At 64.0% G+C, this 11,456-nt stretch carries 12 protein-coding genes; 5 read left to right on the top strand and 7 right to left on the bottom strand.

All coding sequences use genetic code 11. The features are described 5' to 3' along the window. Window positions 1-47: 47 nt before the first annotated feature. Window positions 48-434, bottom strand: a complete 387-nt coding sequence (locus tag CC207_RS02075; protein WP_028691382.1) for a hypothetical protein — start codon at window positions 432-434, stop codon at window positions 48-50. A gap of 146 nt (window positions 435-580) precedes the next feature. Here CC207_RS02075 and CC207_RS02070 point away from each other — a divergent pair, with 146 nt between their 5' ends. After that, a complete protein-coding gene (locus tag CC207_RS02070; protein ID WP_028691383.1) occupies window positions 581-778 on the top strand; it encodes a heavy-metal-associated domain-containing protein in 198 nt (65 codons plus the stop codon). A 169-nt stretch (window positions 779-947) separates the two neighbouring features. After that, window positions 948-2,129, top strand: a complete 1,182-nt coding sequence (locus CC207_RS02065) for a multidrug effflux MFS transporter (RefSeq protein ID WP_028691384.1) — start codon at window positions 948-950, stop codon at window positions 2,127-2,129. Here the strand turns inward: CC207_RS02065 and CC207_RS27345 are convergent. Further along, window positions 2,080-2,277, bottom strand: coding sequence for a hypothetical protein (locus CC207_RS27345; RefSeq protein ID WP_088851503.1), 198 nt, complete (start codon window positions 2,275-2,277; stop codon window positions 2,080-2,082). The genes CC207_RS02065 and CC207_RS27345 overlap by 50 nt on opposite strands. 491 nt (window positions 2,278-2,768) lie before the next feature. Between CC207_RS27345 and CC207_RS02055 the strand changes: the two genes are divergently transcribed. Then, entirely contained in the window at window positions 2,769-3,479 is a 711-nt protein-coding gene (locus CC207_RS02055) for a helix-turn-helix transcriptional regulator (protein WP_062362044.1), read from the top strand. Here the strand turns inward: CC207_RS02055 and CC207_RS02050 are convergent. From CC207_RS02050 to CC207_RS02030, 5 genes are all read right to left on the bottom strand, one after another. Next, window positions 3,476-4,426, bottom strand: coding sequence for an adenosine deaminase (locus tag CC207_RS02050; protein WP_028691386.1), 951 nt, complete (start codon window positions 4,424-4,426; stop codon window positions 3,476-3,478). The two genes, CC207_RS02055 and CC207_RS02050, sit on opposite strands and share 4 nt — an antisense overlap. Window positions 4,427-4,512: 86 nt before the next feature. Continuing rightward, complete coding sequence (locus tag CC207_RS02045) at window positions 4,513-5,199, bottom strand: SDR family oxidoreductase (RefSeq protein ID WP_028691387.1); 687 nt, start codon at window positions 5,197-5,199, stop codon at window positions 4,513-4,515. A gap of 445 nt (window positions 5,200-5,644) precedes the next feature. After that, window positions 5,645-6,229, bottom strand: coding sequence for a YigZ family protein (locus tag CC207_RS02040; protein ID WP_028691388.1), 585 nt, complete (start codon window positions 6,227-6,229; stop codon window positions 5,645-5,647). A 9-nt stretch (window positions 6,230-6,238) separates the two neighbouring features. After that, the gene (locus CC207_RS02035; RefSeq protein WP_028691389.1) at window positions 6,239-6,901 is read right to left on the bottom strand and encodes a TetR/AcrR family transcriptional regulator; all 663 of its coding nucleotides are present in this window, start codon (window positions 6,899-6,901) and stop codon (window positions 6,239-6,241) included. Between the two features lie 85 nt (window positions 6,902-6,986). Continuing rightward, window positions 6,987-7,904 carry a LysR family transcriptional regulator gene (locus CC207_RS02030; protein WP_028691390.1) on the bottom strand — a complete coding sequence of 306 codons (918 nt, stop codon included), beginning with the start codon at window positions 7,902-7,904 and terminating at the stop codon, window positions 6,987-6,989. A gap of 119 nt (window positions 7,905-8,023) precedes the next feature. Here CC207_RS02030 and CC207_RS02025 point away from each other — a divergent pair, with 119 nt between their 5' ends. Continuing rightward, window positions 8,024-9,370, top strand: a complete 1,347-nt coding sequence (locus tag CC207_RS02025; RefSeq protein ID WP_028691391.1) for an aspartate aminotransferase family protein — start codon at window positions 8,024-8,026, stop codon at window positions 9,368-9,370. Window positions 9,371-9,441: 71 nt separating this feature from the next. Beyond that, window positions 9,442-10,935, top strand: coding sequence for a CoA-acylating methylmalonate-semialdehyde dehydrogenase (locus CC207_RS02020; RefSeq protein WP_088851499.1), 1,494 nt, complete (start codon window positions 9,442-9,444; stop codon window positions 10,933-10,935). Window positions 10,936-11,456 lie beyond the last annotated feature (521 nt).

The raw sequence follows: 11,456 nt of genomic DNA, 5'->3' as shown, positions 1-11,456 counted from the left end.
TCCTCCGTGGACAGGCCTCCAGCATCAACCTTGCCATGCGGGCAAGGTCAATAGCCCAGGCCGGCTCTCTTGAGCACCAGGCCATTGTGCCCCATGGCGATCCGGTATTTGTTGATCTGGCCCGCCTGCAAGGTCAGGCGCGTGCTGCGCTGGTCCTCGACGCCGGGCGCGCAGCCGGGAACCTGCCCGGGCAACAGGCGCAGGCGCACATCGACGGGGCCCGGCGGCAGGTTGAATGAGGTTGACTGCTCCTGGAACAGGCGGCCGGACAGCTGGTCGTTGAGGTAGATGCCGATCTCGCAGCTGGTGGCCACCTCCAGGCGTTCCCGGGAAATGATCAGCACGCTGTAGTCCGAATTGCCCTCGGCGCTGGCCGGTGGCACGACGGCCAGCGCGCCCAGCAATCCGACGAGGCCCAATGCTGCCCTGATCATGAAAAATCTCCTGCTTGCCAAAATCGTCAAAGGCGCAGCTTGGCCGAGGCGCGCGCGGATTTCCAGCCCGGCCGTTTTCTGCGGAACTTGACCTTGCCCCGATGGCAAGGCTGAGACTGGGCAAAACCCACAAGGAGGCAACCTCGATGCAAGTGTTCAATGTACAAGGCATGACCTGTGGCCATTGTGTGAAGGGCGTGACCCGGGCGGTGCAGGAGCAGGATGCGGCGGCACGCGTGGAAGTGGACCTGGCGGCGCGCCAGGTGCGGGTGGAAAGTGCCCTGGCGGCGGATCAGATCCTGGCGGCGATTCGTGAAGAGGGGTATCAGGCCGAGGTGGCCTGAGTTACCGCGGTGTGCATGGCGATAGTCTTGCGGCGCCGATGAGATCGCGCGCCGCGCAGGCGGCGCGCGATCTGACTGACGGTGCACGGTTTCCGTGGTGCACCTACAAAATCAATACAAAGGTTTTCAGGTAGACTAGCGGACTTGCTTAGCCTGCTATGGATTTTCCATGAACCTTCGAACCTTGCTGATTCTCGGCGCCCTCAGTGCGTTCGGGCCTCTGGCGATCGACTTTTATCTGCCGGCCTTCCCGGCCATGGCGCATGCCTTCGGCACCGACGAAAAGCATGTGCAGACCACCCTGGCCGCCTATTTCCTCGGCTTGTCCCTGGGCCAGCTCGCTTACGGGCCGGTGGCCGACCGTTTCGGCCGGCGTCTGCCGCTGCTGTTCGGGGTTGGCCTGTTTACCGTGGCGTCACTGGCCTGCGCCTATGCCCCAAATCTCGACAGCCTGATCCTGGCGCGTTTCGTCCAGGCCCTGGGTGGCTGCGCCGGCATGGTGCTGTCGCGGGCGATCGTCAGCGACAAGTGTGACGCGGTGGCCTCGGCCAAGGTGTTTTCGCAACTGATGCTGGTGATGGGCCTGGCGCCGATCCTCGCGCCGATGCTCGGTGGCGTGCTGGTCAACGTGGCAGGCTGGCAGTCGATCTTCCTGGCCTTGGGCCTGTTCAGTGCGGCATGCCTGCTCGCCGTCGGCCTGGGCCTGCCGGAGAGCCTGCCGGCCCATGTACCGCGCCAGCCGCTGTCGGGCGCGCTGCGCCAGTACCTGAGTCTGTTCGGCGACCGGGTGTTCGTCGGACATGCGCTGACCGGCGGCATCGCCATCGCTGGGATGTTCGCCTACATCGCCGGTTCGCCGTTCGTGTTCATCAAGCTCTACGGCGTGCCGCCCGAGCACTACGGCTGGCTGTTCGGCACCAACGCCGCCGGCTTCATCCTGATGGCCCAGGTCAATGCGCGGCTGCTGGCCAAGCGCGGTCCGGCATTCCTGCTGGCGCGAGCGGTGTGGTTGTACCTGGTGGCGGCGCTGGCGCTGCTGGTGGTGGCGGCGTTGCGCCCGGCACAGCTCTGGCCATTATTGGTGCCGCTGTTCGTGTGTATCGCCAGCCTCGGTTGCATCATCCCCAACGCTTCGGCCTGCGCCATGAGCGGGCAAGGAACGCGGGCTGGCAGTGCCTCGGCCCTGATGGGCTGCCTGCAGTTCAGCGTCGCCGCAGGCGCGGCGGCGCTGGTCGGAGTGCTGCACGACGGCAGCGCGGTGCCCATGGCGCTGGTGATCAGCTTGTGCGGCGCGCTGGTGGTCAGTGTCGCAATGCTGACCCGGCGCCTGCAGGCCAGCCGGCCCGCGTGAGCGGGTGGGGCGCGTTGAGACGCGCCTCCAGCAGGGCGACGAACGATCGCGCCTCGGCCTCGCTGCGGAAACTCACCACATGCTGGTCGAGCTGGACCTGCCAGGGGCAGGCGGGGTTCCGGTTCGACGCACTGACGACAATCTTCATCGCGATCCACCTCAAGTCAGCGGGAGCGGATCTAGTGTAGCGCTGCCCCCGGCTCGCGCCATGACCGCGATCAGTACCCAGACTGACGGTCATGACGGTCTGACGCTGGGAGACGTTCTGTTTTGCAGGGCGGAAATTTTCCCTCTTCCCGTCGGACATATCGACCCCCTGGTTCGTTGCTGTCAGCTGCGTTCCCGCTAGAGCCACGGTAGTACGGGGGATGGGCAGAGTCAGTCGTCAGCCACTCTGACAGACGCATCTTTAAGAACGATTTTGGGAAGGCGTATACCGACCCATCTGGGGCATGCCTCCCTCACGGCGAGTGCCCTCCAGCGGCTTATACTGCCCCCTGGCGGCCAGCGAAGGGTGAGCGTTTCCCTGGGCTGGCGACCACCATCCGGCACACGAACCATCCCGCGCTTGCCCACACCGGAGGCAGGGCATCTGCGGCGTTCGCCAGCAGGCGGGATTCATCAGGGAGCTTCAGGTTCATGAACGCAGTCCGCAGCATCAGTCAGGTCGCCAACCTGATGGCCGATCCCAAGCGCAGCGCCATGTTGTGGGCGTTGATCGATGGTACCCCGCGTGCGGCGGACGAGCTTGCCGTGCTCACTGGGCTGAGCACGTCGTCGGCCTGTGCGCACCTGTCGCTGTTGTGCAGTGCCGGGCTGCTCAGGCACGAGGCGCGTGGGCGCAAGCGCTTCTTTCGCCTGGCCACGCCGGAGGTCGGCACTGCGGTGGAAGCCTTGGCCAGCGTGCAACTGGCGACGCGCTCACCTGGGGAGCAGGGCACGACACTGCAGATTCCCCTGTCGATGCGCAAGGCACGCCTGTGTGGTGATCACCTGGGCGGCGAAGTGGCCGCCGCGCTGCTCCACCGCCTGCAGGTGGCCGGTTGGCTGGAGGGCAGCGAGCAGTACCTGTCGGTGAGCCAGGAGGGCAAGGAGCACCTGGAGGCTCTGGGGGTATTCATTGACGCGATGGCCGCCGGTGACCGGCGCGGCTGCGTGATATGCCACTGCAGTAAATGGAACGATCAGGGCCCGCACCTGGGCGGTTGCCTGGGCAAGGCCTTGCTCCGCTTGTTCACCCAGTCGGGTTGGGTGCGTGAGCAGGAGGGCAGCCGGGCGGTGCAACTCACACCGCTCGGCCAGCAGCAGATCAACGCGATCGCCTGCCTCCCGGCCCGGCAGGTCGGCTAGCGGACCAGTCGCGCATCCAGGCTGTTCTGCGCCAGGCGGCGTGCCTGGTCCTGGGTCATGCCCAGGTGCTGATGCAGGGCGTGGAAGTTCTCGGTGACGTAGCCACCGAAGTAGGCTGGATCATCGGAGTTGACCGTAACTTTCACCCCACGCTCGAGCATATCGAGGATGTTGTGCTGGCCCATGTGTTCGAACACGCACAGCTTGGTGTTGGACAGCGGGCAGACGGTCAGCGGGATCTGCTCGTCGATGATGCGCTGCATCAGGCGCTCGTCCTCGATGGCGCGCACGCCGTGATCGATCCGCTGGATCTTCAGCAAGTCGAGGGCTTCCCAGATGTACTCGGGCGGGCCTTCCTCGCCGGCATGGGCCACGGTCAGGAAGCCTTCGCTGCGGGCGCGATCGAAGACGCGCTGGAACTTGCTCGGCGGATGGCCTTTTTCCGAGCTGTCCAGGCCCACGGCGACGAAGGCATCGCGGAAGGGCAGGGCCTGGTCCAGGGTCTTCTGTGCCTCGTCTTCACTCAGGTGGCGCAGAAAGCTGAGAATCAGGCCGCTGCTGATGCCCAGCTGCTCGCGACCATCCTTCAAGGCCCGGTTGATGCCATCGAGCACCACCTCGAACGGGATGCCCCGGTCGGTGTGGGTCTGCGGGTCGAAGAACGGCTCGGTGTGGATGACGTTCTGCGCCTTGCAGCGCTGCAGGTAGGCCCAGGTCAGGTCGTAGAAGTCCTGCTCGGTGCGCAGGACATCCGCGCCCTGGTAGTAGAGGTCGAGGAATTCCTGCAGGTTGTTGAAGGCATAGGCGCTGCGCAGGGTCTCGACGTCCGCCCAGGGCAGCGCGATCTTGTTGCGTTCGGCCAGGGCGAACAGCAGTTCAGGCTCCAGCGAGCCCTCCAGGTGCATGTGCAGTTCCGCCTTGGGCAAGGCGTTCAGCCATTCATACATGTGTGCAATCTCGATCAGGTACGGTTGGCCGCCATTCTACAGGGCCTGGCCGGGCAATGCGCCCACCCAGGCCGCAACGCCCGGGTTTACCAGATGAGCGCTTCACCTTTGTAGTTGATGAAGCGCAGGCCGCCATTGCCGCTCTGGGCCTTGACTTGCTCGAGCATGCCCCGGGTGCTGGTCAGCACGTCGATCTCGGCGTTCTCGCCGCCCATGTCGGTCTTCACCCAGCCCGGGTGCATGGCCAGCACGGCCAGGTCGGGGCGCTGCAGCTCGACCACGAAGCTGTTGATCATCGAGTTGAGCGCGGCCTTGCTGGCCTTGTACAGGCAGACTTCGCCACCGTCGGGGATGGCCACACTGCCCAGGATCGAGCTCATGAACGCCAGCACGCCGCTGCCTTCGCGCACCTGGCCGGCCAGGCGACGGGCCACACGGATCGGCGCCACGGCGTTGGTCATGAACAGCTCGCCGACCTGCTGTACCTGCACGCTTTCCAGGTCCTGCGGCAGCGGGCCCATCACCCCGGCGTTGACGAACAGCAGGTCGAATACTTCGTCTTGCAGGCGCTGCTTGAGCCCGTCGAGCTGGGCCGTGTCGTTCATCTCCAGGCGCTCGATGCGCACCCCGGGGACTTCGCCCAGCGCACCCGGCTGTTGCGGGTCGCGCACGGTGGCGACGACGTTCCACCCATCTTCGCGCAGGCGTTGTACCAAGCCCAGGCCGAGGCCTCGGGAGGCGCCGATGATGAGGGCGGTCTTGTTGGCGTTCATAGCGATACTCCATATCAAGGGCGCGGCGAGCGGTGCTGTGCACAGGTTCGCTTGTCGCGCGGCAACGTGGCGGTTGCCCTCCACTGGGAGGGCCTGGGTGACGAGCATAAACCAGGAAGAGGTCGGCTGCCCTGTCGCGGCTGGTCAAAAAATGATCGAAGGTCTGAAAGGCCTGTGGAGATGGGGTCTGACAGGGTGGTTCACGGGTTATCCACAGGCTGCTCCACAGTAATTGTGTGCAAGCGCGACAGCCTGAAAATGCCCGTTTCAGGGAACGCAGTCGCTGCTGACTGGGGATAACTCACACGCTTTCAGTGACTTGGGTTAATGTCACACAAATATGATCAAAATATGCTCAATACGCTGCAGGCCTTGCGGAACAAGGCCTGCAGCGGAGTGCCCCAAGCTTATCCACAGGCAGGCCCACAGCAGTTGTGGGCAACGCTCAGGCTCGTTCCAGCAGGATGCGCCCGCGGCTCAGGTCGGCGAGCTGCTGCTGCAGCACCTCGAGGTGGCTGTCACCCAGGGCGATGCGCAGGTCGACGCCGTTGGCGGTGAACTGCTCGTCCAGCACCAGGCCGTCGACTTCGCCCAGGCGCAACTTGACCAGCGCCAGTTCGCTGAAGGTGCAGCTGCAGGCGAACTCGCTGCGCTGTACCAGCAAGCGCTTGGGCGCCTGCTGCAGGCATTTGTTGGCGCCGCCGCCGTAGGCCCGGGCCAGGCCGCCGGTGCCCAGTTGGATGCCGCCGTACCAGCGGATCACCAGAACCACCACCTGGTCACAGTCCTGGGCCTCGATGGCGGCAAGGATCGGGCGCCCGGCCGTGCCGCCGGGCTCGCCGTCGTCGCTGCTGCGGTATTGGCCGCCGAGCTTCCAGGCCCAGCAATTGTGGGTGGCCGCCAGGTCGCTGTGGCGTTCGATGAAGGCCATGGCCTCGGCCGGGCTACTGATCGGGCCGGCGAGGGTGATGAAGCGGCTCTTGCGGATGTCCTCGCGGAACTCGCAGAGCTCGAGCAGGGTAGAAGGCATAAGTCCGGGTCAGGCGGGCGTGCTGATGCCGCAGCCTTTGAGAATGATGTGGATAAGGTTGTTGCTGGCGTCTTCCATGTCCTGCTTGGTCAGCCGGCTGCGGCCGGTCACCTGGCAGATCTGGGTGGCGAAGTCGGCGTAGTGCTGGGTGCTGCCCCAGAGCAGGAAGATCAGGTGCACAGGGTCGACCCGGTCCATCTTGCCGGCGTCCATCCAGGCTTGGAACACCGCGGCACGGCCGCGGAACCATTCGCGGTAGTCGGCGCTGAAGTACTCGCTCAGGCATTCGCCGCCGCTGATCACTTCCATGGCGAATATTCGCGAGGCCTGCGGGTTGCGTCGGGAAAACTCCATCTTGGTGCGGATGTAGTGGCTGAGCGCCACGGCCGGGTCGTCTTCCACGCTCAGGGCATTGAAGGTGCTGTCCCACAGCTCGATGATGTTGCTAAGCACCGCGATGTACAGGCCCAGCTTGTTGGTGAAGTAGTAGTGCAGGTTGGCCTTGGGCAGCCCGGCCTTGAGCGCGATGGTGTTCATGCTCGTGCCCTTGTATCCGTGGCGGGCGAATTCGTCTTCGGCGGCCTGGATGATGGCCTGCTCGTTCTTCTGGCGGATGCGGCCGGCGGGCTTTCCCGAGGCGGGGGAGCGATGCGCAGGGACTTCTAGGGTCATGGACGATTCCGGGCGGGTCGTTACAGATGTCCGACAGATTACCTGCCTGTGCCGAAGTGACAAGCATTAGCGGTAGAGATACGTATCAACGTGTCGCAGCCAGGCTCTCGAGGAAGCTTTCCAGCACCAGGTTCGGCCGACGGCCCTTGCGCGTCACCCAGCTCAGGCTCAGGTCATAGAAGCGCTGGGCGGGTTTGAGCGCACGCAGGCGCCCCTGCTGCACCCAGAGCATCGCGTAATGGTCGGGCAGGTAGCCGATGTAACGTCCGGTGAGGATGAGGAAGGCCATGCCTTCGCGGTCCGAGGCACTGGCGGTGCAGCGCAAGGCCTGGTAATGGGCCTGGATGTCGGCCGGCAGGCGGAAAGTTGGGGCGATCGCATCCTGGTCATTGAGGCGGTCGTCGTCGATCTGCTGGTCATCGGCATAGAACAGCGGATGGCCGACCGCGCAGTAGAGCAGTGAGCGCTCGCTGTACAGCGGCTGGTACTCAAGCCCCGACAGTGGGCTGGTCTGAGGCACCACGCCGACATGCAGGCTGCCATCGAGCACACCCTGCTCGACCTGGCTTGGCGCGATCATGCGGATCTGGATGCGCACGTCCGGGCCGCGGTCCTTCAGTTCGGCCAGGGCATGGGTGATGCGCATGTGCGGCAAAGTCACCAGGTTGTCGGTGAGGCCGATGTTCAGTTCGCCGCGCAGGTGCTGGTGCAGGCCGTTCACCTCGGTGCGAAAGGTCTCCAGGGCGCTGAGCAACTGCAACGCCGAGTGGTAGACCTCGCGGCCTTCCTCGGTGAGCGAAAACCCGGCGCGCCCCCGTTGGCACAGACGCAGACCCAGGCGTTGCTCGAGGTCGTTCATCTGCTGGCTGATCGCCGAGCGGCCGATCCCCAGCACGTTCTCCGCCGCCGAGAAACCGCCGCATTCGACGACGCTGCGGTAGATTTTCAGCAGGCGGATGTCGAAATCGCTGACTTGGGCGAGGGGATCGGGACGTCGGCTCATTAGTTTAGTTATCCGCTGACTGAAGATTAGAAATGCTGGGTTTTTCGAACTTTATCGCCGTGACAATTTAGCTGCAACAACACCCATCGTTGCCTAATCGTCTTCCGAGGAATCGCCCGATGAACATGCCCGAAACCGTCCAGGTCGGTCTGGCCAGCCAGCTCAAGCTGGACGCCCACTGGATGCCGTACACCGCCAACCGCAACTTCCAGCGCGACCCGCGCCTGATCGTGGCGGCCGAAGGCAACTACCTGGTCGACGACAAGGGCCGCAAGGTGTTCGACGCCCTCTCGGGCCTGTGGACCTGCGGTGCCGGGCATACCCGCAAGGAGATCAGCGAGGCGGTGGCCCGTCAGGTCGCCACCCTCGATTATTCGCCGGCCTTCCAGTTCGGCCACCCGCTGTCGTTCCAGCTGGCCGAGAAGATCGTCGACCTGGTGCCGGGCGACCTGAACCATGTGTTCTTCACCAACTCCGGCTCCGAGTGCGCCGACACCGCGTTGAAAATGGTCCGCGCCTACTGGCGCCTGAAGGGCCAGGCCACCAAGACCAAGATCATCGGCCGTGCCCGTGGTTACCACGGCGTGAACATCGCCGGCACCAGCCTGGGCGGGGTCAACGGCAACCGCAAGCTGTTTGGTCAATTGCTGGACGTCGATCACCTGCCTCACACCGTGCTGCCGGCCAACGTGTTCAGCAAGGGCATGCCGGAAGAGGGCGGCATCGCTCTGGCTGACGAGATGCTCAAACTGATCGAGCTGCATGACGCCTCTAACATCGCCGCAGTGATCGTCGAGCCGCTGGCCGGTTCCGCCGGTGTGCTGCCGCCGCCGAAGGGCTACCTCAAGCGCCTGCGCGAGATCTGCAGCCAGCACAACATCCTGCTGATCTTCGACGAAGTGATCACCGGTTTCGGCCGCATGGGCGCGATGACCGGCGCCGAAGCCTTCGGCGTCACTCCGGACCTGATGTGCATCGCCAAGCAGGTCACCAACGGCGCCATCCCGATGGGGGCGGTGATCGCCACCAGCGAGATCTATCAGACTTTCATGAACCAGCCGACCCCCGAGTACGCCGTGGAATTCCCCCACGGCTATACCTACTCGGCACACCCGGTCGCCTGCGCCGCCGGTATCGCCGCGCTGGACCTGCTGCAGAAGGAAAGCCTGGTGCAGTCCGCCGCCGAGCTGGCGCCACACTTCGAGAAGCTGCTGCACGGCATCAAGGGGACGAAGAACGTCGTCGACATCCGCAACTACGGCCTGGCCGGCGCCATCCAGATCGCCGCGCGCGACGGTGATGCCATCGTCCGTCCGTACGAGGCGGCCATGAAGCTCTGGCAAGCCGGCTTCTATGTGCGCTTCGGTGGCGACACCCTGCAGTTCGGGCCAACCTTCAACACCCAGCCGCAGGAACTGGATCGCCTGTTCGACGCGGTGGGCGAAGCCTTGAACAAGGTCGACTGACTTTTCTGATTTTGACGTCGGGCGCGTGAGTACCACGCGCCTGTCTCTACCTTCTTTATCTGGAGTTCTGCATGAGCATTGTTCAGCACCTGATCCACGGCGAGCTGGTCACCAAGGGCGAGCGCACCGCCGATGTCTTCAACCCGTCCACCGGCCAGGCCGTGCGCAAGGTCGAACTGGCCAGCCGCGCCACCATCCAGCAGGCCATCGATTCGGCCAAGGCCGCCTTCCCGGCCTGGCGCAACACCCCGCCGGCCAAGCGTGCCCAGGTGATGTTCCGCTTCAAGCAGCTGCTGGAGCAGAACGAGGCGAAGATCTCGCAGATGATCAGCGAGGAGCACGGCAAGACCCTGGAAGACGCGGCGGGTGAGCTCAAGCGTGGCATCGAGAACGTCGAGTTCGCCTGCGCCGCCCCTGAGCTGCTCAAGGGTGAGTACAGCCGCAACGTCGGCCCGAACATCGATGCCTGGTCCGACTTCCCGCCGCTGGGCATCGTGGCCGGCATCACCCCGTTCAACTTCCCGGCCATGGTGCCGCTGTGGATGTACCCGCTGGCCATCGCCTGCGGCAACGCCTTCATCCTCAAGCCGTCCGAGCGCGATCCGAGCTCGACCCTGTATATCGCCCAGCTGCTGCTGGAAGCCGGCCTGCCGAAGGGCATCCTCAACGTCGTGCATGGCGACAAGGAAGCGGTCGATGCGCTGATCGAGGCGCCGGAGGTCAAGGCCCTGAGCTTCGTTGGTTCGACCCCGATCGCTGAGTACATTTATGCCGAGGGCACCAAGCGCGGCAAGCGCGTCCAGGCCCTGGGCGGCGCGAAGAACCATGCGGTGCTGATGCCTGACGCCGACCTGGACAACGCCGTCAGCGCGCTGATGGGCGCGGCCTACGGTTCCTGCGGCGAACGCTGCATGGCCATTTCGGTGGCGGTGTGTGTCGGCGACCAGGTGGCTGATGCGCTGATCGCCAAGCTGGAGCCGCAGATCAAGGCGCTGAAGATCGGTGCCGGCACTGCCTGTGGCCTGGACATGGGCCCGCTGGTGACCGCCGCCGCGCGTGACAAGGTGGTGGGCTACATCGATGACGGCGTCGCCGCTGGTGCCAAGCTGGTGGTCGATGGTCGCGGCTACCGTGTGGCCGGTAACGAGGATGGCTATTTCGTTGGCGGTACCCTGTTCGACAAGGTCACCCCCGAGATGCGTATTTATAAGGAAGAGATCTTCGGCCCGGTGCTGTGCGTGGTGCGTGTGAACAGCCTGGAACAGGCCATGCAGCTGATCAACGAGCACGAGTACGGTAACGGAACCTGCATCTTCACCCGTGACGGTGAAGCGGCGCGGCTGTTCTGCGACGAGATCGAAGTGGGCATGGTGGGTGTCAACGTACCGCTGCCGGTGCCGGTGGCGTACCACAGCTTTGGTGGCTGGAAGCGTTCGCTGTTCGGCGACCTGCATGCCTATGGTCCGGACGGTGTGCGCTTCTATACCCGTCGCAAGGCGATCACCCAGCGCTGGCCACAGCGGGCCAGCCATGAGGCTTCGCAGTTTGCGTTCCCGAGCCTGTAAGGCGCAGGGATGAAAGCGGGGCGGCCGACAGGCCGCCCCGCTTTGTTTTTTGGCTGCTTATATAGGTGCTAGGGCTGTGATGGGCAGCTGGCAGCCCTGACGCGGTGTTTTCCCCCGATATTTCACTTTAATGAAATTAACGGTTGACGCCCTCTCAGATTCCCTTACAATGCGCCCCACTTCCGACGTAGTCGAAACGAAAAAACTGTTGTTAATCAATAGGTTGAATGTTTCAGGTAGTATCGGAGGTGCTTCGATCATCAGGTCGGCAGCGGTGAAAAAGGCAGTTGACAGCAGGTTGTAACGCTGTATGATTCGCCTCCCGCTACGAGAGATCGCGGCGAGTCAAGTGTTTGAAGTGAAACGAAAAACTTCAAAATAAACGCTTGACACGAAATGAGGAAAGCGTAGAATGCGCGCCTCGGTTGAGACGAAACGCTCTCAGCCAAACGCTCTTTAACAAATTGAATCAAGCAATTCGTGTGGGTGCTTGTGAGTACGGACTGATAGTCGCCAAGATT

Source organism: Pseudomonas sp. DrBHI1 (assembly GCF_002205115.1).
GTDB lineage: Bacteria > Pseudomonadota > Gammaproteobacteria > Pseudomonadales > Pseudomonadaceae > Aquipseudomonas > Aquipseudomonas mosselii.
The sequence above is the reverse complement of the archived record's forward strand: the minus strand, read 5'-3'. Positions and strand labels throughout refer to the sequence as shown.